Origin of the sequence: Methylobacterium sp. Leaf125 (assembly GCF_001423085.1) — a bacterium.
GTDB lineage: Bacteria > Pseudomonadota > Alphaproteobacteria > Rhizobiales > Beijerinckiaceae > Methylobacterium.
The window spans coordinates 1-20,861 of the sequence record NZ_LMNU01000020.1 but is presented as its reverse complement, the minus strand read 5'-3'; the positions used below and the strand labels follow the sequence as shown (position 1 = coordinate 20,861).

General features: G+C 65.2%; 18 protein-coding genes and 4 pseudogenes. 19 read left to right on the top strand and 3 right to left on the bottom strand.

Features of this window, described 5'->3' with window-relative positions; translation table 11 throughout:
* The 4 genes and pseudogenes from ASF58_RS27240 to ASF58_RS16295 all read left to right on the top strand — a co-directional run.
* Positions 1–489: pseudogene (locus ASF58_RS27240) on the top strand (catalase); the annotation flags it as partial.
* Position 490: 1 nt separating this feature from the next.
* Positions 491–649, top strand: a pseudogene (locus ASF58_RS27235) (catalase); the annotation flags it as partial.
* A gap of 41 nt (positions 650–690) precedes the next feature.
* The gene (locus ASF58_RS16300) at positions 691–1,197 is read left to right on the top strand and encodes a cupin domain-containing protein (protein WP_055954678.1); all 507 of its coding nucleotides are present in this window, start codon (positions 691–693) and stop codon (positions 1,195–1,197) included.
* Positions 1,198–1,266: 69 nt separating this feature from the next.
* Positions 1,267–1,664: pseudogene (locus ASF58_RS16295) on the top strand (MAPEG family protein).
* A gap of 558 nt (positions 1,665–2,222) precedes the next feature.
* Here ASF58_RS16295 and ASF58_RS16290 read toward each other — a convergent pair.
* Positions 2,223–2,642: a MarR family transcriptional regulator gene (locus ASF58_RS16290; protein WP_244477364.1), complete on the bottom strand. Its 420-nt coding sequence runs from the start codon at positions 2,640–2,642 to the stop codon at positions 2,223–2,225.
* A gap of 242 nt (positions 2,643–2,884) precedes the next feature.
* On the opposite strand from ASF58_RS16290, the gene ASF58_RS16285 reads away from it, so the two are divergent.
* The 12 genes from ASF58_RS16285 (at position 2,885) to ASF58_RS16230 (ending at position 15,740) form a co-directional block, all read left to right on the top strand.
* Complete coding sequence (locus ASF58_RS16285) at positions 2,885–4,159, top strand: amidohydrolase/deacetylase family metallohydrolase (RefSeq protein WP_055954672.1); 1,275 nt, start codon at positions 2,885–2,887, stop codon at positions 4,157–4,159.
* A 41-nt stretch (positions 4,160–4,200) separates the two neighbouring features.
* Complete coding sequence (locus ASF58_RS16280) at positions 4,201–5,091, top strand: alpha/beta hydrolase (RefSeq protein ID WP_055954669.1); 891 nt, start codon at positions 4,201–4,203, stop codon at positions 5,089–5,091.
* Complete coding sequence (locus ASF58_RS16275; RefSeq protein WP_055954666.1) at positions 5,088–7,460, top strand: xanthine dehydrogenase family protein molybdopterin-binding subunit; 2,373 nt, start codon at positions 5,088–5,090, stop codon at positions 7,458–7,460. Before ASF58_RS16280 ends, ASF58_RS16275 begins: the two co-directional genes overlap by 4 nt.
* Positions 7,457–8,350 (top strand): FAD binding domain-containing protein, encoded by an 894-nt coding sequence (locus ASF58_RS16270; RefSeq protein WP_055954663.1) that lies wholly within the window; start codon positions 7,457–7,459, stop codon positions 8,348–8,350. The genes ASF58_RS16275 and ASF58_RS16270 overlap by 4 nt, the downstream gene beginning before the upstream one ends.
* Entirely contained in the window at positions 8,347–9,576 is a 1,230-nt protein-coding gene (locus ASF58_RS16265; RefSeq protein ID WP_055954661.1) for a 2Fe-2S iron-sulfur cluster-binding protein, read from the top strand. The genes ASF58_RS16270 and ASF58_RS16265 overlap by 4 nt, the downstream gene beginning before the upstream one ends.
* A gap of 77 nt (positions 9,577–9,653) precedes the next feature.
* The gene (locus ASF58_RS16260; RefSeq protein WP_055954658.1) at positions 9,654–10,811 is read left to right on the top strand and encodes an ABC transporter substrate-binding protein; all 1,158 of its coding nucleotides are present in this window, start codon (positions 9,654–9,656) and stop codon (positions 10,809–10,811) included.
* A 73-nt stretch (positions 10,812–10,884) separates the two neighbouring features.
* Positions 10,885–11,757: a branched-chain amino acid ABC transporter permease gene (locus ASF58_RS16255; RefSeq protein ID WP_055954655.1), complete on the top strand. Its 873-nt coding sequence runs from the start codon at positions 10,885–10,887 to the stop codon at positions 11,755–11,757.
* The gene (locus tag ASF58_RS16250) at positions 11,754–12,806 is read left to right on the top strand and encodes a branched-chain amino acid ABC transporter permease (RefSeq protein WP_055954652.1); all 1,053 of its coding nucleotides are present in this window, start codon (positions 11,754–11,756) and stop codon (positions 12,804–12,806) included. Before ASF58_RS16255 ends, ASF58_RS16250 begins: the two co-directional genes overlap by 4 nt.
* Positions 12,803–13,618, top strand: a complete 816-nt coding sequence (locus ASF58_RS16245) for an ABC transporter ATP-binding protein (protein WP_055954649.1) — start codon at positions 12,803–12,805, stop codon at positions 13,616–13,618. Before ASF58_RS16250 ends, ASF58_RS16245 begins: the two co-directional genes overlap by 4 nt.
* Positions 13,611–14,315 (top strand): ABC transporter ATP-binding protein, encoded by a 705-nt coding sequence (locus ASF58_RS16240; protein ID WP_055954646.1) that lies wholly within the window; start codon positions 13,611–13,613, stop codon positions 14,313–14,315. The genes ASF58_RS16245 and ASF58_RS16240 overlap by 8 nt, the downstream gene beginning before the upstream one ends.
* Positions 14,287–14,637, top strand: coding sequence for a Rieske (2Fe-2S) protein (locus ASF58_RS16235; protein ID WP_055954643.1), 351 nt, complete (start codon positions 14,287–14,289; stop codon positions 14,635–14,637). The genes ASF58_RS16240 and ASF58_RS16235 overlap by 29 nt, the downstream gene beginning before the upstream one ends.
* Positions 14,638–15,272: 635 nt before the next feature.
* Complete coding sequence (locus ASF58_RS16230; RefSeq protein ID WP_055954640.1) at positions 15,273–15,740, top strand: MucR family transcriptional regulator; 468 nt, start codon at positions 15,273–15,275, stop codon at positions 15,738–15,740.
* A gap of 148 nt (positions 15,741–15,888) precedes the next feature.
* Here the strand turns inward: ASF58_RS16230 and ASF58_RS16225 are convergent, their stop codons facing one another.
* Positions 15,889–16,422, bottom strand: a complete 534-nt coding sequence (locus ASF58_RS16225) for a MucR family transcriptional regulator (protein ID WP_055954638.1) — start codon at positions 16,420–16,422, stop codon at positions 15,889–15,891.
* 844 nt (positions 16,423–17,266) lie between these two features.
* Between ASF58_RS16225 and ASF58_RS26130 the strand changes: the two genes are divergently transcribed.
* The 3 genes from ASF58_RS26130 (at position 17,267) to ASF58_RS26125 (ending at position 20,779) form a co-directional block, all read left to right on the top strand.
* On the top strand, positions 17,267–17,443 hold the full coding sequence (locus ASF58_RS26130; RefSeq protein WP_156375757.1) for a hypothetical protein: 177 nt from the start codon (positions 17,267–17,269) through the stop codon (positions 17,441–17,443).
* A 438-nt stretch (positions 17,444–17,881) separates the two neighbouring features.
* Complete coding sequence (locus ASF58_RS25220; protein WP_162242073.1) at positions 17,882–19,246, top strand: hypothetical protein; 1,365 nt, start codon at positions 17,882–17,884, stop codon at positions 19,244–19,246.
* Between the two features lie 63 nt (positions 19,247–19,309).
* Positions 19,310–20,779 (top strand): hypothetical protein, encoded by a 1,470-nt coding sequence (locus tag ASF58_RS26125; RefSeq protein ID WP_156375756.1) that lies wholly within the window; start codon positions 19,310–19,312, stop codon positions 20,777–20,779.
* On the opposite strand, the pseudogene ASF58_RS26120 reads toward ASF58_RS26125, so the two are convergent.
* Positions 20,728–20,861: pseudogene (locus ASF58_RS26120) on the bottom strand (IS5/IS1182 family transposase); the annotation flags it as partial. The gene ASF58_RS26125 and the pseudogene ASF58_RS26120 overlap by 52 nt on opposite strands.

Here is a 20,861-nt window from a genome sequence, read left to right as displayed (position 1 = left end):
GTGGGCGTGGAGAGCACGACGCTGGCGTCCCTCGGCGGTGCCCCCAACGTCGACCCGCTCGGCGAGACTTACTACAGCGTCACGCCGTTCCGGTACGGCAACTACGTCGCCAAGTTTTCGGTCGCTCCAGTTGCCCCGGCGCTCACCGCGCTGACCGGTCACGAGATCGATGCGTCCGGTCGCCCCGATGCGATCCGCGAGACGGTGCAGTCCGAGATGCGCGCCATCGAGGGCGTCTGGGAATTCCGCGTCCAACTTTGCCGCGATCTCGAGCGCCAGCCTGTCGAGGACCCGACCGTGGAGTGGAACGAGGCGGAAGCCCCCTTCCAACGCGTGGGGCAGATCACCGTCCAGCCGCAGGACAGCTGGGATGCGACGCGCGTCCAGGCCGTCGACGAGGAGATGCGCTTCAGCATCTGGACGGGGCTCGCCGCCCATAAGCCCCTGGGCAACATCAACCGCGCTCGCAACGCGCCCTACAGGCACTCGNGTCGACGAGGAGATGCGCTTCAGCATCTGGACGGGGCTCGCCGCCCATAAGCCCCTGGGCAACATCAACCGCGCTCGCAACGCGCCCTACAGGCACTCGGCCGAGTTTCGCCAACGCTTCAATGGCTGTCCGATCCACGAGCCCAGCGCCGGGCGCTAAGATCCGGCGGACCGCTCTTTCCCCCAATGCAAGGACGCCGCATGAGCTCGCTCGCACGAACCCTGATCGCTGCCATCCTGTTGGTCCCCGTTGCGAGCGAGTCCTTCGCTGAGGCAGGCGACCACATCGGCCATGACGCCGTCACAGTCCCGGACGCGGCCAGCGTTGTCTACGAGCCGGGACCGGCTAACCTGCCCAAGGGCACGCAGATCAGCCGGGTGGCGGGCGATCCGGCCAAGGTCGGCCCCTTCGTGCTGCGCATCAAGTTTCCCGCCGACACCGTGATCGCGCCGCACACACATGCCCAGGCCGAGACGCTGACCATCCTGGCCGGCTCGATCTACCACCAGCATGGCGCGACGCTGAACAAGAGCGCCGGCAAGGTTCTGCGCGCCGGTGGCTTTGTCTACCTGCCACAGGAGATGCCGCACGCCCTCTGGACTACAGGCGAGCCGGTGGAGCTGCAGGTCAACGGAATGGGTCCCTTCGGCCTGAACTACATCGACCCGGCCGATGACCCGAGCCGCACGTCCCAGGGGCTTCGCTGAGGTCGGGTCAACCCGGCGACCCGCGCCACTGAACCTGCCCAATCGAGCCCCACTCACCGGAGCGACCCTATGACCTATCCCGCCGTGACAGCCTTCTATGCAGCCGTATTCGCACTTCTCTATGTCGGGCTCTCGTCCTGGGTGGTCGCCGGCCGCCTGTCGGCGGACGTCCTGCATGGGGATGGCGGGAACCAGACCCTGGAAAAGCGCATCCGCGCGCAGGCAATTTCGGGGAATACGTGCCACTGGCGCTCCTCGTCATTGCTCTGCTGGAAGCGGCGGGCGGCAGCTCAGGTGTGGTGCGCAGCCTCCTGATCGTGCTGCTGATTGCTCGCGTGCTGCATCCGTTCGGAATGTTTGCTCCGAAGAACTCTCCCCGGCAGTTCGCTTATCGCGGAGGTGGAATTTTGGCGACCTTCGCAGTCATCGCGGTGGCGGCCATCGCTCTTTTGCTGCGGGTTGGCTGAGGCGTACGGAAGCCGGCTCAGATTTGGCCACACATCTTGCCGAAAACTCGATCGCACCTCGTCTGGCACGCCGAGTTGTTGGACGACCCGCCCCCGGAGAGGCGACCGCATCCGTTCAGCAGGATCGATCACGCCTTTGGCACGCTCGGTGCCGTCGTTGTTTTGCTCGATGGTGCGTCAGTTCTGAACAATCTATAAATTTATTAGGTTCCGGAACTAAGGTTTCTTTTAAAAAATTGATAGTTCCCGGTCTAGTTATAAGCCTAGTATTTAAACGATAACTAAGCGAGTTGGTAACGAGCGTCTAGCTTGGTGAGACTTGCCATTCAAGACAATTTTTGGGCCTCGGAAATTAATGGGGCGCCCGATTTCAATACATGACGTGGAACGTTATTTCGTTCTTGGGGCGATGGTTTAGGTTATCTCCCGCTACTCATCGCCAGTGTTTGGTTTGCGGCGTTCTGAAATTTCTAGTGGGAAAAGATGTTGAAAGAGACACGTTAGACTAAAGAGGCTGCCGTTTTTCGATGGTTATCTTCCGCAACAAGTGGTGCTGAATTAGATCGCCGCACTCTCGCCGCTCTGCCGTTGTTGATGGACTGTAGTGATTTTTTTCATCAGCCGGATCAGGGTCTCCCGCTCGGGGCCCGTGAGGGGCTCGAGGGTCGCGTCATGCGCCTGACGTGCGGCCTCTTCCATGCGCTCAAGCAGATCGCGCCCCGCCTGGGTCGGGCGACAGCACTGGGCGCGCCGGTCGGTTGGAGACGCCGTCCGTTCGATAAAGCCGCGGGCTTCGAGGCGTTTCAGAGCCCCGGTCGTCGTCGTTCGGTCCAAGGCGACCGAATTGGCCAAGGTCGTCTGATCGGCTTCGCCCCGCTCTGCCAGCAGAGAGAGCAGACTATACTGCAGCGGAGTGACGCGGAATGCGCCACAACGCTCGGAAAAGAGGCTGACGTGGATCTGATGCAGCCGCCGCATCAGAAAACCCGGCCGCTCCGGCAGGGGCCAGGGTCGCCCGGGCTCCTGAACGCGCTCCGGCGATAGTACCGTCCCGGCATCGACCGGCCCGATCTCGTCCATCCGCGTCCTGTGCCTCCCCGTGCGATCCGCATCCCGAACGGCTCCTGGCACATACCATGCTTTGGGCAGATGCGAAGCATACTTCGCATCTGCCCGTCTAGGCGATGCGCAGGGCGATGCGAGACGCTGGAGGACGCCGAATGGACGGTGGACGCTACGACATGCTGCTGCGCGGCGGCCGGGTGATCTGCCCGGCCTCTGGTATCGACGGCCTCAAGGACGTCGCCATCCGTGACGGGCGGATCGCGGCGGTGGCGGACAGCATTATCCCCTCTGCCGCCACCGAGGTAGTCAACGTCGCGGGCAAGCTGGTCCTGCCGGGCCTGATCGACACGCATGGACACGTCTACCAGTACGTGACTGGCCGGTTCGGCTTGCCGCCGGATATGGTCGGCGTGCGCTCGGGCGTGACCACGGTCATCGACCAGGGCGGCGCGTCCTGTATGACCCTACCGGGCTTCCGCCACTTCATTGCCGAGCCGGCCGAGACCCGGATCTACGCCTTCCTGTCGGCCTATCTGGTCGGCGGTCTCGAAGGACATTTCTATCCCAATCTTTATAGCCCGGACGGCGTCGACATCGACGCCACGGTGAAGTCGGCGGTGGAGAACCGCGACCTCGTGCGTGGCATCAAGGGCCACGCCGAGATCGGCGGGTTCGCCCGCTGGGGCATCAAGGTGATGGAGATGGCGGCCGAGATCAGCCGGCGCGCCGACCTGCCGCTCTACGTGCATTTCGGCCAGCTCTGGGGCCTGCCCGAGAGCGGCGCCAACGGCGAGGACGCCAACACGATCATGGAGCGGGTGATCCCGTTGCTGCGCCCCGGGGACTACCTCGCTCACCCATTCACCCGCCATCCCGGCGGCTTCATTAACGAAGAGGGCGTGGTCCACCCGATCATCCGGGCGGCGATGGAGGCCGGCCTGCGAGTCGATGTTGGGCATGGCAGCCACTTCTCCTACCGGGTCGCCCGCGCCTCCCTGCCGGCGGGCGTCGTGCCCTACACCCTTGGGGCGGACATGCATGGCTACAACACCGAGGTGCCGCGGCCGGCGGGGACGCCCGACGAGCACCACGATGATGAGAACCACCCCTTCCTCGGCCAGGCCCGCTTCAGCCTGACCCAGGCCATGAGCTCGATGATGGCGCTCGGGCTCAGCCTCGAACAAGTCGTGCCGATGGTGACGCAGAACCCGGCCGAAATGCTGGGCCTCTCCGACCGCATCGGCGCCCTGACACCGGGCTTCGCCGCCGACGTCTCAGTGTTGCACGACCATCGCGGCCGCTTCCTCCTGCGCGACAACGAGGACACCCAGGTGATCGCCCAGCGCCTGCTGCAGCCGGCTTTCTGCCTGCGCGCCGGAAAGCGCTTCGACGCCGACTCACCGATCCTGCCCCAGGCCATCGCGGCCTAACCCCGGGCATGCAGGCATACGATCGTAGGGAAACCGACAGCATGGGCGACCACCAGACGCCGGAGAACCCGCTGCCATCTGACCCTCGGTGGGCCTGGGCGCGCCTCGACCGGGCCGCCCGCGACGCCGCCTACGACAACAACGGCGCGGTGGCCGATGCCGCCGCCCAGGCGGCCGCGCGCAACGCGGCCTCCGCAGCCTACCGGGCCGCGCATCCGGCGGCGCTCGACATTTCCTATGCGCCCGCGCCGCGCACGGCCTTCGACCTCTACCCGGCCGCCGACCCGGCCTCACCCTGCCTCGTCTTCATTCATGGCGGCTACTGGCAGCGCAATTCCCGCGATCTCTTCGCCTGCCTCGCCGAGGGGCCGGCCGCGGCCGGCTGGTCCGTGGCGATGCCGGGCCATACCCTCGCACCAGAGGCGAGCCTCACCCGGATCGTCTCGGAGATCGGCCTCGCCCTCGACTGGCTGGCCGAGCACGGACCGGCGCACGGCATTGCCGGTCCCCTGGTGCTCGCCGGGTGGTCGGCCGGCGCCCATCTCGCCGCCTCGCAACTCCATCACCCCGCCGTGGTGGCGGGGCTGGCGATCTCGGGCGTCTACGAGCTCGGACCGATCCGCGACACGGGCCTAAACGAGGCCCTCTGCCTCACCGATGCGGAGGTCGCGGGTCTCTCGCCCCTGCGCCAGCCGGTCGTGGCCAAGCCCCTGGCTATTGCCTACGGGACCGCTGAACGCCCGGCTCTGGTCCGCGATGCCCGCGACTTACATGCCCTGCGTAGCGCACATCACGCGCCGGGGGCCCTGCTGCCCGTGGCCGGTGCCGAACATTTCTCGATCCTGAACGAATTGCGCCGCCCCGGCGGCGCCCTCGTCCGTGCCGCCCTAGACCTCGTCGCGGGCCTGTCCGACGGAGGTCTGTCCGCATGACCGATGCGAGCCCGCTCACCGAGGGCGTCGGCGCCCGCCTGCCTCGCAAAGAGGACGATCGCCTTATGCGTGGGCGCGGACAGTATGTCGGCGACCTGCGCCTGCCCGGCCTACAGGACGTCGCCTTCGTGCGTAGCCCCCTCGCGCATGCCCGCATCCGGGCCATCCAGATTCCGGAGGCCTATCGCGGGCAGGTCTTCACCGCGGCCGACCTCGCGGACGTGCAGCCGATCCGGGCGGTCTCGGGGCTCGCTGGCTTCAAGGTCTCCGAGCAACCAGTCCTGGCGAAGGACAAGGTGCGCCAGGTCGGCGAACTCCTGGCGATCTGCCTCGCCCCGACCCGGGCCGAGGCCGAGGACATCGCCGCGGCCGTCGTCCTCGACCTCGAGGAGCTGCCGGCGGTCCACGACATGCAGGCGGCTCGCGCGCCGGGGTCCGCCCTGGTCCACGAGCACTGGGGCGACAACGTCTTCCTGGAGACCTTCGTCGACGTGAATTTCGCGGCCGCCCTCGACGCGCCGATCCGGGTCTCGCGGACCCTCTCCACGGGCCGCCAGTGCATGGCGCCGATCGAGGGGCGGGGCACGGTGGTGCATCTCGACCACCGCCTCGACCAGCTTGTGGTCCACACGGCGAGCCAGATGCCGCACATCGTGCGCAACGGCCTGTCCGAATGTCTCGGGATCGAGCAGGGACGCCTGCGCATCGTCTCGCCCGACGTCGGGGGCGGCTTCGGCTACAAGGCCATCCTGCTCGCCGAGGACGTCTGCCTCGCCTGGCTGGCGCTCAGGGTCGGCCATCCTGTCCGCTGGCTCGAGGACCGGCGCGAGCACCTCACCGCCAACGCGAATTGCCGTGAGCATCACTACCGCATCACGGCCTATGCCGAGCGTGACGGCACCCTGCGGGGCATCGATTGCGAGGCCACCGTCGATTCCGGCGCCTACTCGGCCTACCCCTTCTCGGCCTGCCTGGAGGCCGCGCAGGTGGCGAGCATCCTGCCCGGCCCCTACGACTTCCCGTCCTATCGCTGCCGGACTTGGTCGGTCGCCACCAATAAGTGCCCGATCCTGCCATATCGCGGGGTCGCTCGCACCGGCGTCTGTTTCGCGATGGAGCTGATCCTCGACGCGGTGGCGGCCGAGGCCGGCCTGGAGCCCTGGGTGGTCCGGGAGAAAAACCTTGTGCGCGCCGACCAGATGCCCTTCGACAACATCACGGCAAAGCATTTCGACAGCGGCGATTACCCGGAGGCACTCCGGCGCGCCCTTGCGGCCATCGACGTCGAGGCCGTGCGGGCGCGCCAGCGGACGCCCGAGCCTGACGGGCGCCGGATCGGCCTCGGGCTGTCGATCTACTGTGAGCAGGCGGCGCACGGCACGTCAGTCTATTCTGGCTGGGGCATCCCCATGGTGCCCGGCCACGAGCAGGCCGGCGCCCGCCTGACGCCCGACGGGGGCCTCGAACTTAGGATCGGAGCGCATTCTCACGGCCAGGGGCTGGAGACCACACTGGCCCAGGTGGCGCACGAGATCCTCGGGGTGCCGGTGTCACGGACGCGGGTCGTTCACGGCGACACCGCGATGACGCCCTACTCCACCGGCTCCTGGGGCTCGCGCGTGATGGTGATGGCGGGCGGCGCCGTGGCGGCGGCCTGCCGCGAACTCGCCGACCGCGCCCTGCGTATCGGCGCGCACCTGCTCCAGGCCGACACGGCGGCCTGCCGCTTCGAGGCTGGCCGCGTCGTCGGTCCCTCGGGTGACATCGGTCTCGCGCAGATCGCGCACACTTGGTACCGGCGCCCGCAGGATCTCGCCCGCGACGTCGATGCCGGCGGGCTCGAAGTCACTGCCGGCTATAAGCCCCAGCGCGATTCCGGCACCTTCTCGTACGCGGCCCACGCGGCCGTCGTCGCGGTGGATCCCGATCTCGGTGCGGTGGAGATCCTCGACTACGTCATCGTCGAGGACGGCGGCACTCTGGTGAACCCGCTCGTAGTCGACGGCCAGATCTATGGCGGCCTCGCGCAGGGGATCGGCACGGCCCTCTACGAGGAGATGCGCTTCGATGCCCGCGGGCAGCCCCTCGCCTCGACCTTCGCAGACTACCTCCTGCCGGGTCCCGCCGAGGTGCCCGAGCCGCGCATCGACCACATGGCGACGCCCTCGCCCTACACGCAGTTCGGCGTGAAGGGCATCGGCGAGGGCGGGGCGATCGCACCGCCGGCGGCCCTGGCCAACGCGATCAACGATGCCCTGCGCCCACTCGGCGCGACGATGCTGCATGCGCCGGTAAGCCAGCACCGTATCGTCGAGGCCGTACTGGAGGCCCGCGCAGCCACCCTCGCACGCCCCCGGGAGGCCGCATGAAATCCGCCCGCTTCGCCTACGAGCGCCCCGGCGACCTCGCCGCCCTGCTGGCCCGGTTGGCCGAGGCCGGAGACGGCGTGAAGCTGATGGCCGGGGGCCAGTCCCTCGGCCCGATGCTCAACCTGCGTCTGGCCGAGCCCGACCGCGTCCTCGACATCACGGGCGTCCCCGAGCTGCGCCGCGCGGCCATCGAGGGCGACACCCTGGTGCTCGGCGCCTGCATCACCCACGCGGACATTGAGGACGGGCGCGTTCCGGACATCACAGGTGGGGCCATGGCCCGCGTGGCGACGGCTATCGCTTACCGGCCGGTGCGCAATCGGGGCACGATCGGCGGCTCTCTGGTCCATGCCGACCCCGCCGCCGACTGGGTCAGTGCGCTGGTCGCCCTCGGCGCCGAAGTCGAGTTGGCCTCCGCCTCCGGACGGCGGCGCCTGACCCTCGAACGCTTCGTCACCGGCGCCCTCGACGTAGCCCTGGCGCCCGGTGAGATGCTGGTGGCGGTGCGGATCTCCGCCCTGAGTCCCGGCGCCGCCTGGGGCTACGCCAAGCACTGCTCCAAGATCGGCGAGTTCGCCCACGCCATCGGCGCCGTGCGGATCGAGCCCGATGCGGGGCGCGCCCGGGTGGTAATCGGCGCCATTGAGCGCGCGCCCCTGCTGGTGCCGGACCCGCGCGACCTATTCGGCGGCCGCATCGGCCGGGATTTCGGCGAGCGCTTCGACGCCCGCGCCGCCGAGGCTGTCCTGCGGCAGGCCGGCATGACGGACGCGGTGGCACGTCACGTCCACGTCACCGTGCTGGGTCGCGCCGTCGCCCAAGCTGCAGCCCCGCGCCCTTCCACCGCCCTGCCACCGTCCCCCACTCGTACCGTCAGTGAGGCCGCATGAGTACCGCATCGGCCGCCCTTCGCGACGACCGCCTTCCCCTCGACCTCACCGTGAACGGCCGGGCCCGGAGCCTGCGCGCCGAGCCGCGCACGCATCTCGGCGACGTCCTGCGCGAAGCCCTCGATCTCACCGGCACGCATCTCGGCTGCGAGCACGGGGTCTGCGGCGCCTGCACGGTGCTCCTCGACGGCGAGCCGGCCCGCGCCTGCCTCACCTTCTCGGGGGCCTGCGCCGGCGCCGAGATCGTCACCATCGAGGGGCTCGACGACGATCCGGTCGCCGGCGAGCTGCGCGCTGCGTTTAACCGCGAGCACGCCCTGCAGTGCGGCTATTGCACGCCCGGCATGCTCATCGCCGCCCGCGATCTCGTCCTACGCCTGCCGGAGGCCGACGAGCGCCGGATCCGGGCTGGCCTCTCCGGTAATCTCTGCCGCTGCACCGGCTATGTTGGCATCGTCCGGGCCGTGCACAGCGTCATTGCCGAGCGCCGGGCCCGGGGTATCGCGCCGGAGACCGGTGCGCACCGCCTCCTCGGACCCATCGGAGCCCGCCCCGGCACGTCGGTCGCGGCGGCCCGAACCCCGCTGCCCCGCGCGGCGGCGAGCCCTCCGGCGATGGCTACGCTGCCGACTGCGGATCTCGGGGCGGATTTCGTTCCCGCTCACCGGTTCGAACAGTCGTTTCGGGTGGCGCATTCGCCCGAGATCGTCTTCGCCGCGTTCGGCGACGTGGAGGCCGTGGCTGCCTGCCTTCCCGGGGCGGTTCTGACGGGTCCACCGAGCCCGGAGGCCGTCGAGGGCGCCCTCCAGGTGCGGATCGGCCCCATCACAGCGCAATTCCGCGGGCGGGCCCGCATCAGCCGGGACGAAGAGGCCCGGTCGGGGCGCATCGTCGGCGCGGGCAGCGATGCCGGTGGCCGGTCCGCCACCCAGGGCGAGATCCGCTACCGGGTCATGGCGGGTGAGGAAACCGGCACGACCCGAGTCGATCTCACCATCGGCTACACCCTCAAGGGACCGCTGGCGCAGTTCGGCCGGCCCGGGCTCGTACGCGATCTCGCCGGACGGCTCGGTGCGGACTTCACCCGGAACCTCGAGGCCCGGCTCTCAGGCGCTCCGGCTCCTAAGACGATCGGCCTGAACCCACTGCACCTCCTGCTCTCCACGCTCCTGGCGCCGTTCCGGCTGCGCCTCGCCGCCCTCCTGGCGTCGCTGCGGCGCCCCTGAGCGCCCCTCCATCCTCGCCAGACCGCCTTCCACAACGCCTTCGCCTTCCCATCCGCCCACCGAGACCGGAGCCCGCCATGACGCGCAGCAGCCTCACGAGACTCCCCGCCCTCACGCTCGCGCTCAGCCTCTCGGCGGGATTTGCCCAGGCCCAGGCGATCCGGATCGGCGTCAACGAGCCCCTGACCGGCCCGTTCGCGGCATCCGGCACCTACGTGGTCAACGGCGCGAAGATCGCCGCGGACGAAATCAACGCCAAGGGCGGCGTGCTGGGCCGGAAGCTCGAACTCGTCATCGAGGACAACAAGAGCAATCCCACCGAAGCTGCGGCGGTGGCCGAGAAGCTGATCACCAGCGACAAGACGCCGGTGCTGATGGGCGCCTGGGGCTCCAGCCTCACCCTGGCGGTGATGCCCAAGCTCGCCGATTACGAGACCGCGATGCTGGTCGAGACCTCGTCCTCCGGCAAGATCACCACTTCAGGCAATCAGTTCGTCTTCCGCATCTCGCCGCCCTCGGCGCTGGAGGCTGAGGCTTTCGCGCCCCTGGTGGAGAAGATCGGTCTGAAGAAGGTCGACTTCCTCGCCATCAACAACGACTGGGGCCGGGGGGCGGCCGCCGATTTTACCAAGATGCTCAAGGGCAAGGGCGTCAGCGTCGGCCTCATGGAGACCATGGATCAGGGCGCGCAGGACATGAGCGCCCAGCTCTCCAAGCTGAAGGGGTCGGACGCCGACACCATCATGATCACCGCCGCCGTCGATCAGCTCACACTGCTATTCAAGCAGATGGCGGCCCTCGGCCTGAAGAAGCGGGTCATCACCACCGGCGGCTCGCAGAACCCAGACCAGATAATCGCCCAGGCGGGGGCTGCGGCCGATGGGACGATGCACCTGACCACCTTCCTGCCCTGGTACCCCGAGAAGACCCCGAACCCGGCGGCGACGGCCTACTTCATCGGCGAGTGGAAGAAGCGCGGCTTCGAGTTCGCCGGCGTCACCGAGAGCTTCCGCGGCTACGACGGCATCCGCGCCATCGCGGCGGCCATCGAGAAGGGCGGCGCCGCCGACGCCGCCGCGATTCGCAAGGGCTTCTGGTCGGTGGACTTCACCGGCCTTAACGGTCCGATCCGCTTCGCGAAGGCCGGCCCGTCCGGGTCCGAGAGCGGCCAGAGCAAGCCGGACGTCTACCTCGTGAAGATCGACGCCGGCAAAGTCGTCGTCCCCGAGCTCTAACGCCGGCCGCTCCCATGCCCGGCCGCCCGCCTCCGGGCCGGCTGGGCTCCCGTCCGCTCCGGCGAGGGCCCTCATGAACGAATTTCTGCAGCACCTCCTCAACACCCTGATCCTGGGCGGCACCTATGCCCTCCTGGGCATCGGCCTGACCCTGATCTTCGGCATCATGAACGTGGTGAACTTCACCCACGGGGCGCTCTACACGGTGGGCGCCTACGTCATGTACCTGGCGGTGACGGCTCTGGGTCTTAACTTCTTCGCGGCCCTGCCGACGGCGATCCTCGGCGGCCTCCTCCTCGGGGCGGTCCTCGACCTAGCCCTATTGCGCCCACTGCGCGGCGCGGACATGGACACCACCATGCTGGTCATGATCGGGGCCGGCATCGTCCTGCAATCGGGCACGCTTTGGCTCTTCGGCGGCGTCGCCAAGTCGATCCCGACGCCGTTCCCCGACGCGCCGCTCCAACTCGGGCCCGTATCGGTGTCCTGGCTGCGCCTGTTCGTGCTCGGAGCGGCCCTTGTGCTGATCGGCCTGACCTACTGGCTGATCAACCGCACCCGGCTCGGGCTCGCCATGCGGGCCACCTTCCAGGACCACGACACCGCCGCCCTGATGGGCGTCAACGTGCGGCTGATCTACACCGCGACCTTCGCCATAGGTTCGAGCCTCGCGGCGGCAGCCGGGGCCCTGCTCGGCCCGGTCTACGTCGTGTTCCCGCAGATGGGCGGAATGGCCGAGTTGAAGGCGTTCGCCATCGTCATTCTGGGCGGCCTCGGTAACGTCACCGGCGCCGCCATCGGCGGCTTCATCCTGGCGCTCGCCGAGGAACTGGGCGCCGGCTACATTTCCTCGGGCTACCGGGACGCCATGGGCTTCCTGATCATTATTGCGGTGCTGATCTTCAAGCCGACCGGCCTGTTCGCCAAGGCGGAGCGCATCGGATGACCCGGCCTTCCAGGACGCGCCAACTCCCCGCCCTCGCCCTCCTGGCGGCGCTCGCCGCCCTGCCTTTCGCGCTCGGCCACGACCCGTACCTGCTCAACGCGCTGATCACGACGGGCATCGTCACCATCGCGGCAATGAGCCTGAACCTGCTCCTCGGCTTCACCGGGCAGCTCAGCCTCGGGCACATCGCCTTCTTCGGCATCGGCGCCTACGTCAGCGCCCTCACGAGCCTCGGCTTCGACGTCGAGCTCTTCGGCGGCTTGCGCGTCGTGCACGAGCCGTGGCCGCCGGCCGTTGGGTTCGGTCTCGCCGTGCTGGCGACCGCCGCCTGCGGCTACCTCGTCGGACGCCTCTCCTTCCGGGTGCGTGGCGCTTATTTCGTGATCGTGACGATCTCCTTCTCCGAGGTGGTGCGCCTCGTTGCACTCAACTGGGTGGAGCTGACGCAGGGTCCCCTGGCCCTCACGGGGATCCCGCCTCTTGGCCTCTGGCTTCCCGGCCTCGGCACGACGGTCCTGCGCACGAAGCTGCAGAACTACTACCTCGTCCTCGCGGTCGGCACGCTCTGCTACGCCCTCATCGGGCGCCTCGTGGCCTCGCGCTTCGGTCGGGCCATGCGGGGCCTAAAGGAGAACGAGTCCCTCGCCCTCTCGCTCGGCATCAACGCCACTCGCACGCTAACCCTCGCGGCAGTGATCTCAGCGGCGATGGCGGGGGCGGCGGGCAGCCTCTACGCCCACTACCTGCGCATCATCGATCCCGACGTGTTCCTGTTCTCTACCACGGTAACGATGGTCATCATGGTGGTGGGCGGCGGCAAGGGCACGTTGCTCGGCCCCGTGGTCGGCGGCCTGATCTTCGGCCTGCTCCCCGTGGCACTGCGCCCGGTCATGGTGCCGGAAGCGCAGTGGATGGTGTTTGGTCTCGTGCTGATCGGGATCCAGTTCGTCATGCCGAGGGGTATCGTTCCGGGCCTAGTCCGCCTCGTCGCACGCCGCCGTCCCGCGGCGGCGTCCTCCAGCCCTGTCCCCGCGGAGGTTCGGCCGTGAGCGAACGCGCAGTCCCCATCCTCTCCGTGGACCATGTCGGCGTGCGCTTCGGCGGCTTAGTCGCCATCGCGGACCTGCATTTCGATGTCCACCCCGGCGAAATCGTCAGCCTGATCGGCCCAAACGGCGCCGGCAAGACCACGGCCTTCAACGTGATGACCGGATTTCTGAAGCCCAGTCAGGGACAGGTCCGCTTCCGCGGTACCAGCCTGCACGGCCTGCAGCCCCACGAGATCGTCCGGCTGGGCCTGAGCCGGACGTTCCAGCGCACCAGCGTGTTTCCCGACGACACGGTGTTCGACAACGTGATGATCGGCCTCCACCGCCGCAGCCGCGCGCGCCTCGTCGACACGCTGCTCGGGCGGGATCGCGCCGGTGAGGCGGCCCTGCGCAACCGTGCCCGCGAACTCCTCGACTGGGTCGGCCTCTCCGGCCGGGCCCAGGAGAAGGCCGGGGCCCTGGCCTACGGTGAGCAGCGCCTCGTCGGGGTCGCGTTGGCGCTCGCGACCGAGCCCGCCATGCTCCTCCTCGACGAGCCGGTCTCGGGCATGAACGCCTCCGAGACGCAGGTCTTCGTCCGCCTGATCCGCGCGATCCGCGACCGCGGCGTCACCTTGCTGTTGGTCGAGCACGACATGCCGATGGTGATGGAGGTCTCCGACCGCATCGTGGTGCTGAACTATGGCCGCCTCATCGCGGAGGGACCGCCGGCGGTGATCCGGTCCGATCCCGCTGTGATCGAGGCCTATCTCGGCCAGGGCAGTGCCGCCCGCGCGGCAGCACAATCCGTCCGGGAGGCGGCCGATGCTTGAGATCCGCGACCTCGTCTGCGGCTACGGCACGGTGACCGCTCTGAAGGGCCTCTCGCTCAGGGTCGAGGAGGGCCAGCTCGTGGCCCTGGTCGGAGCCAACGGCGCCGGCAAGTCGACGACGCTCCGGGCCGTCTCGGGCCTGATCCCGGCGCGCGCGGGCAGCATCCACTTCGCCGGCCGGGACATCACCGGCACCGATCCGCGCAAGGTGCTGGCCCATGGCATCGCCCATTGCCCCGAGGGACGCCGCGTATTCCCGCAGATGAGCGTCGCTGAGAACCTCGCCATGGGCGCCTACCTGCGGCGTGACCCTGCCGGGGTCTCCGCCGATCTAGCGCGGATCTACAGCGAGTTCCCGCGTCTCGCCGAGCGTCGGCACCAGGCGGCCGGCACCCTCTCGGGCGGCGAACAGCAGATGCTGGCGATCGGGCGCGCACTAATGTCCCGCCCGCGGCTAGTCCTGTTCGACGAGCCCTCCCTCGGCCTCGCGCCCAACATCGTCGAGCGCATGTTCTCCGTCATCCGGGCGATCTGCGACACCGGCACCACAGTCCTCTTGGTGGAGCAGAACGCGTTCGCCGCCCTCGAACTCTGCGACTACGCCTACCTCCTGGAGACCGGTCGCATCGTTCTTTCGGGGCCGGGCGCGACGCTGATTGCGGACCCCCATGTGCGCCAAGCCTATCTTGGAGGCTGAGGCAGGAACCTGGGTCCGGGCCTGCCGGGTCGAGGCGCTGGCGGACCGTGCGATCCTCCCCATCCGTGTGGCAGGCCTCCATCTTGTGCTCGTCCAGGACGGGGGCCGGGTCTTCGCCGCCGAGCGGGCCTGTCCGCACGAAGGCGCGGACCTGGCCCTGGGGCGATGCGCCGCCGGCCGCCTGTTCTGTCCCCGGCACCTGGCTTGGTTCACCCTGCCAGGCGGGGCCGTTTCACCGGGATGGCACTTTCGCGACCTGCGCACCTATCAGGTCCGCATCGAGGGCTCCATGATCGCGATCCGCATCGACGGAGGCCTTTAGCACCTGACCAATCCCGCTTTGCAGCGGTCCGGTTCATTATCATGCTTTTGGGGCACTCTACGGTCTGTATCTGCTTCCGGGCAACACTCGCAGCAGAATAGATAACTATGCATGGTCAAGAGCAGCGTGTCCGACTGCGGCGGTTGGCCAGCTTCTGATTCTGGCGCGAAGCGGTGGTTTATAAGAATTTGAAGGAACGTATGATTACTTGATCTTACTTCTCAGAAGCAGAATGGCAAAGATACACCTAGGCTGGATGTTGAGCAAAAAGGCTCATTCCTACTCTCGGCAATTATCACCCTAACGGCCAAGCAAGACGTCGGTGACGCTGACGTCCCGTCTGGCAAGCTGCGCTGCTGGACGGTCCACTGCCAGCCCAGCGGCCATATACTTTCATCAAGGTCTACCACACCGTCGGCACGCTCGATGCTGTACTGGTGTGGCTCGGAGAGGCAGCCATAACGAACGACCCGCTGGCTGCTTAGCCGTTGAGGGTCTGAAAACTTCGCCGAAGCGATCTATCCGTTGAATGCACGTCAGGCATGTAATTGAGAAAAAGTGACCGCCTTCGCTTGATTACTGATTTAAAATCATCGATATGCCCACTGTGGGGGCGCAAAAAATCAAAGAGTATTATGACTGAGAACTTAGATACCCAATCGACTGATTTCCTTGATCTGGCAGGCGACATCGTCTCTGCCTACGTGTCGAACAACCCTGTTCGTCCTTCGGACCTGCCGGACCTGATCCGAAGCGTCCACGCGGCACTCAGCGGTCTTAGCAACGGGACTGCCCAGAGTGCGGCGGAACCCGAGGTCGAAAAGCCGACGGCGGCTCAGGTCCGGAAGTCTGTGACGCCTGAGGGCATCGTCAGCTTCCTGGACGGCAGGACCTACAAGACCCTGAAGCGCCACCTGACCGGCCATGGGCTTAATCCGCAGAGCTACCGGGCTCGCTTCGGCCTGTCAGCCGACTACCCAATGGTCGCCCCTGAGTACGCTGCACGGCGCTCGGAGCTCGCAAAGTCCATCGGTCTTGGCCGGGTCGCTGATCGCGGCGAGGACGAGCAGTCGTCGGCGAAGGGCCGCAAGAAAGCTGCCTGACAAACCGGCCGCTTCCAGTGCGTGAAGCCCCGCAGCCCTCATCGGCGCGAGGCTTAGCCAGTTCTGAGCAGAGAGGACGTCGGCGGCTGCCACAACCTCGGTGAAGTCTTGGAGGATGGCAGCACCCTAGCCGCCCTCCGTCATTGCTCTACTTGCCTGCCGCCACCTTGCGCGGACGTGCAGCGCGCTTCGGCTTCATCTCAACGGCAGCTTCGGAAACCGCCTCCTCCGCCTCCGTGGCTTTTACCGCAGCCTTGGTCTGACCCTTCCGCTGCTGCCCAAGGCCCAGGCTACGAGCAAGCTCCGACCGTTGTGCAGAGTAGCTAGCAGCGGTCATCGGGTAGTCGGCAGAAAGGCCGTGCTTCGCCCGATATGCCTCGGGGGTAAGGCTGCGAAGCGTCAGATGCCGGCGCAGCGTCTTGTAGGGCTTGCCGTCCTCGAAGCTGATGAGCGCGTCCGGTGTGATCGACTTCTTGATCTGAGCCGGTGTCGGCTTCTCAACGGCGTCTTCTGCAGCCTTGTTAGTGCCACCTGCGGCGAGTCCGCTTACTGCTGTGTGCACGGAGGCGAGCAGGTTGGCTAGTTCGCTCGCTGGGATCGAGTTGTTCGAGACGTAGGCCGACACGATGTCGGCGGTTAGCTCGATGTGGTCAGTAGGCCCATGAGACGTAGCGTCATCCATCTTTGGTTCTCCTTGTACAGATCTGTTGTCTGTCAAGGCCTGAAACCACGGAAAGATCAATCCTGATTGTCCTCGGACGGAAGCATCGCGGCGTTTTCCACTATTTATCGGGTAATGCGGTCCGCTCGGGGGCTACACTCGACCGAGCGAGTACTCTGCCCTGCGCCTCATCAATGACCTCACGCCTGAGATGCGTGGGGACCTGCGGGGCAGAGCACTCGCTTGGTCTATGCAGCCTCCTGTTCAGTTCCGCGAGGCGCGCCAGCCAGCCGCCTACGCCTTCTCGCAGGCCTCGGCACCGCGGGCCCCGGCATTCATGCTCCCGCGGTCGGCTCCTCAGCTCTGTAAAAGCCGTCTGCCTTCTCTGGTGAAATGTGTTGGGGTTCCAGCCATAGCAGCGGTTGTGATGCGATTGACAAGGGCGTCGCGCCTTGCGTGTTTGATCACGATCCGCGCCGCGGCTCGTGCGTTGGCCGCCCGCAGTTCGGCTTTTGGGCCGCCATCCCGGAGGGCTTTGCACGCCACGGCGCGAAACCAATTTGCATTGGCGATCGCGATAGCTCGCCGACGGGCTTCGCCGGTAAGCTCCACTGTCTCTGGTGCTGTCAGAATGGACATTGTGCCGATCCTGGCCGGTAAGGGGTCGCTTGTCCCACGGTAGGACAAGAAATTGGGTTGCCTTGCGGATCAGCAATGAAGATACCGCATAGGCGGCTTTGAGATTTGACGCAGGTTAGCTGGCGGATAGTCAATGCGGGCTAACTCAAAAGGTGTTGTTGGGCACTCGGGTCAGCCTCGCGCGGCCCGCCAACCCGCCGCCTTCGCCTCGTCCTCCGAGCAGAGCATGCGCTCCTCGGCCTGGCTCCTGGAGGACTACAATCCGGCGACATACTCGGCCAAGCGCCGGGAGCTGCAGACGGCCTTCGGCGCGCGCGCCACCACGGCCATCCCGTTGTTCGACGAGGCCCATGACGAACAGGAGCGGCCGGAGGCGGCGGTCGTCCAGCGTACAGCGCAATAAAGTCAGTATTCTAGACGCTCTAACAAACGTCCGCGACGGCAGCCGCCGGGATTAGCTTAGGCGTAACAACGAGCGGTTGGCCTAGACGTCCGCAGCGCGTGATAGCGCCGAGCGCATATGGCGTGTAGTAGCTAATCGCGGCAACACAGCCTTAATCAACGCTCAAATGCGCATGCTGGTTCAGGTGGAATCAACGCGCTGACCCGCTGGCACAGCGGCTGGCGGCTTTCCCCATCTTGAAATCCTAACACTAGGGAAGCCAAAGGATTATCGGTAGAAACTATCCTAGAAAACTGTCGAATGTTCTAAGTATGCTCTTCGTCTCGGTAGCGAACACGACGCGATCAGATTTTGCGCTGCAGCGCAGGATCCAAGCTTAACTAAGCGCTTTTGAGGCGCATCGGCGCTGAATCCAGCCGAAATATGCCGGTGGGGAATATGACTAGATATCCGAATGTCGTTGTACTAATCCCCGGCATACTGGGATCTGCCCTCGCTGGTCCTGATGGCACAGAATTATGGGGGACCGCGCCTAGCGTATTTTTCGGAAATCTTGCGACGCTCGGTAGTCGGCTGAATGCGCTCGAATTAATTGGTGACGATCCTGACATTGACGATATCGGAGATGGCATCACGTCGACCCGGCTGATCTCCGACCTTCATTTGATCCCTGGGCTTTGGAAAATCGACGGCTACACGAAGATTCGGACGACGCTTGTCGATAGGTTCAACCTCGTTCCCGGCCGTAACTTCTTCGAGTTAGCCTATGACTGGCGGCGGGACAATCGTGTGGCCGCACGAGCGCTTGCTCGTCAGGCACTAAAATGGCTGGAGGATTGGCGCGAGAGCAGCGGAAACAGCTCGGCCCGCCTCGTCCTCGTCGCTCATTCGATGGGAGGCTTGGTTGCTCGGCACTTCCTCGAAGTTCTCGACGGCTGGCGCCACACGGCTCTTTTAGCCACGTTCGGCACACCGTTTCGCGGCGCTCCCGAGGCGCTTGGCGCCCTATCCAACGGACTTATCATAGGTGGAGTGGCGGATGTCTCGAAGCTCGTCCGCAGCATGACCTCGGTTTACCAACTGCTTCCAGTCTATCCGATGTTCGTGCAAAATGATTCGTCAACGGTGCGGCTCGGGGAAGCATCCGGTATTCCAAATCTATCAATTAATCGTATCGCTGACGCCCGCCGATTTCACGATCATATTCGCGAGGCACAGGCATCCAATGCGGCAATCGAGGCTTACGGCCTAAATTTTAGAATCGTACCGTTTATTGGCACCGAGCAAGCAACTGCGAACTTTGCTCGCGCATCCCGCTACGGGGTTGAATTGTTGAAGCGTCATGCTGGGAAGGATCACCGTGGCGACGGAAGGGTGCCGCGGGTGTCAGCTCTTCCGATCGAAATGGCTGACGATACCGCTGCCTCTTTCGTCGCCAACGCACATGCTTCGCTCCAGAACGCCGACGCTGCGCTGGTCCATCTTTGTGGCTGTCTTGACGGCTCTGAGATCGACTACGGAGCTTTCCGCTCGGGACTCGCCGTCTCGCTTGGTCTCGAAATCGAAGATGCCTACGCCGCGCGGTTGCCCATTGAGCTCAAGGCGTCAGCGGGTGCATACCGGCAAGGCCTGGGTTTTGTGGTTTCCGACACAGGAAGCGGGGCAGTCGTAGCCAGGGGGTGGCTCTGGAATAAAAAAGACAATGAGTTTCGCGGCGAGATCGAGCTGCCCCCTGGGGTCTATCGGATCCATCTGACAAGCGATGGCGCGTCGCCGGTCACCGACGTCTTCACTGTATTCTGAGATCGGAAATCTCACACATGCCGTTTTCGTCGGCATCCCTCACTCATACGGATTAAGCGAAAAGTGGCACGTGGATCTGGCACTGATCTTTCGTCTAAAGCCTGGCATAGTCTACTACTCGAATTGGAGAAAGACTATCCAGATTGCACCGGCCGTATTCGCATTTTGGTGCATGACAGAGACGGCTGGATATCTATAGATAGAGACATTCGAAAATTCATTCAGGCGAGGAGATACCTAAGTCACCGCCAAGCCCACGCCTTTTTTCCGCGAAGATACAGTCGGGAACTCCTGGTCCCTCCTTATTCCACGAATTCTTGGCGTCGCACCCGCAATGGCCGCAGCTATATCATCATTTCGGTTAGAGGCCACCAAGTCTTAGTGGTGGGCACAGTCCCAAGTGTCGATGCCCAGCGTGACATTGTTGAGCGTCTAAGGCAGATGCCAGGCATTCGCAATGTACTGGACGAGTTGGTTGTCGCGGCGCCTTCGCTACAGGCTTCCCCTTCATCTTCGGAATATCTTGAGCCCTATCTGTTAGATGATCTTAATACTGCGTACGCCCTTGAAGCTGCATCGCGGCCCGATGAGGGGACACGAATCGTGCGTCACCCCTCTATTCAAGCTCACGGACCTGCAATCGAAGGTCATTCACTCAGAATTACAATCGACCTTGCCTTAGAACCCGACCAAGAGACACGTAGCGAAGGCTTCCAAATATCCGATTTAGACGAAGATTGGAGTACGATACCGATCCGCGTCGAATTGTTATGTGCGGACATGACCTTTGACAAGGGTGCAAACGTCGGAACCATCATTGTGCGGAGAAACAAGAGGTCGATTCCAGTTACCGTTGAAGGGCTTGTCGGCAAGATCAGCGCGGGGCGCGATCTGATCCATATCCGAGCCGTCTTTGATCTCAAAAACCGACATTGCGGTGATGCAGAACGATCGGTTGTGATCCAGAGGCAACAGGTGAGCGTACCGAAATCGGTCGGCTTGACTGTGGGCTGGTCCGAGATCGATGAATCCCGCTTGCCCGCGGACATGACTATCCGGATCGTTTCCCTTAAAGTTAACAATATCTACTCTTGGACGTCCATGACGCATGTGGTTGGAGGTCCTGCGGAGCGTTCTTGCAACATAACGCTCGGGCAAAATTCGAGAGAGTTTGCTGCTCAGTTGCGGGCTCAAGCCGTCCGACTAGAGCCCGGCCGCCATGAAAATACGCTAAAGGGCTTTGGGCAAAAGATTTGGAGCATTACTCCTCCAGAATTCAAGGAACTGTACTGGTTGGTCCGCAGCCGCCTCGGCGCAAACTTCTCAATCCAGATCGTAACCGACGAGCCCGATATCCACTGGGAACTAATGCAGCCAGTTCATTCTGCTACTCAGCAAGTGGCTGATCATCTCATGCTTGACCATCCAGTTGCGCGTTGGGTTAAACAAGCTGAGGGTTTTCTTAGAGTCCGTCCGATAAGTCATGAGGCGCGTCCTAGCCGTCGAACAAGGATCATGACGGCAGCGGCGTAGAGGAAGGCTTGGGCCGAGGCGAGGGTCGCCTCAGGGTCTTTCCAAAGGCGGCGGTTGCGACTGATCCAGCCAAAGAAGCGTT

What these genes read in the sequence shown, in the direction of transcription:
- ASF58_RS16300 (WP_055954678.1), top strand. Translation starts at nt 691, where the DNA reads ATGAGCTCGCTCGCACGAACCCTGATCGCTGCCATCCTGTTGGTCCCC.
- ASF58_RS16290 (WP_244477364.1), bottom strand. Translation starts at nt 2,642, where the DNA reads ATGCGGCGGCTGCATCAGATCCACGTCAGCCTCTTTTCCGAGCGTTGT.
- ASF58_RS16285 (WP_055954672.1), top strand. Translation starts at nt 2,885, where the DNA reads ATGGACGGTGGACGCTACGACATGCTGCTGCGCGGCGGCCGGGTGATC.
- ASF58_RS16280 (WP_055954669.1), top strand. Translation starts at nt 4,201, where the DNA reads ATGGGCGACCACCAGACGCCGGAGAACCCGCTGCCATCTGACCCTCGG.
- ASF58_RS16275 (WP_055954666.1), top strand. Translation starts at nt 5,088, where the DNA reads ATGACCGATGCGAGCCCGCTCACCGAGGGCGTCGGCGCCCGCCTGCCT.
- ASF58_RS16270 (WP_055954663.1), top strand. Translation starts at nt 7,457, where the DNA reads ATGAAATCCGCCCGCTTCGCCTACGAGCGCCCCGGCGACCTCGCCGCC.
- ASF58_RS16265 (WP_055954661.1), top strand. Translation starts at nt 8,347, where the DNA reads ATGAGTACCGCATCGGCCGCCCTTCGCGACGACCGCCTTCCCCTCGAC.
- ASF58_RS16260 (WP_055954658.1), top strand. Translation starts at nt 9,654, where the DNA reads ATGACGCGCAGCAGCCTCACGAGACTCCCCGCCCTCACGCTCGCGCTC.
- ASF58_RS16255 (WP_055954655.1), top strand. Translation starts at nt 10,885, where the DNA reads ATGAACGAATTTCTGCAGCACCTCCTCAACACCCTGATCCTGGGCGGC.
- ASF58_RS16250 (WP_055954652.1), top strand. Translation starts at nt 11,754, where the DNA reads ATGACCCGGCCTTCCAGGACGCGCCAACTCCCCGCCCTCGCCCTCCTG.
- ASF58_RS16240 (WP_055954646.1), top strand. Translation starts at nt 13,611, where the DNA reads ATGCTTGAGATCCGCGACCTCGTCTGCGGCTACGGCACGGTGACCGCT.
- ASF58_RS16235 (WP_055954643.1), top strand. Translation starts at nt 14,287, where the DNA reads ATGTGCGCCAAGCCTATCTTGGAGGCTGAGGCAGGAACCTGGGTCCGG.
- ASF58_RS16230 (WP_055954640.1), top strand. Translation starts at nt 15,273, where the DNA reads ATGACTGAGAACTTAGATACCCAATCGACTGATTTCCTTGATCTGGCA.
- ASF58_RS16225 (WP_055954638.1), bottom strand. Translation starts at nt 16,422, where the DNA reads ATGGATGACGCTACGTCTCATGGGCCTACTGACCACATCGAGCTAACC.
- ASF58_RS26130 (WP_156375757.1), top strand. Translation starts at nt 17,267, where the DNA reads ATGCGCTCCTCGGCCTGGCTCCTGGAGGACTACAATCCGGCGACATAC.
- ASF58_RS25220 (WP_162242073.1), top strand. Translation starts at nt 17,882, where the DNA reads ATGACTAGATATCCGAATGTCGTTGTACTAATCCCCGGCATACTGGGA.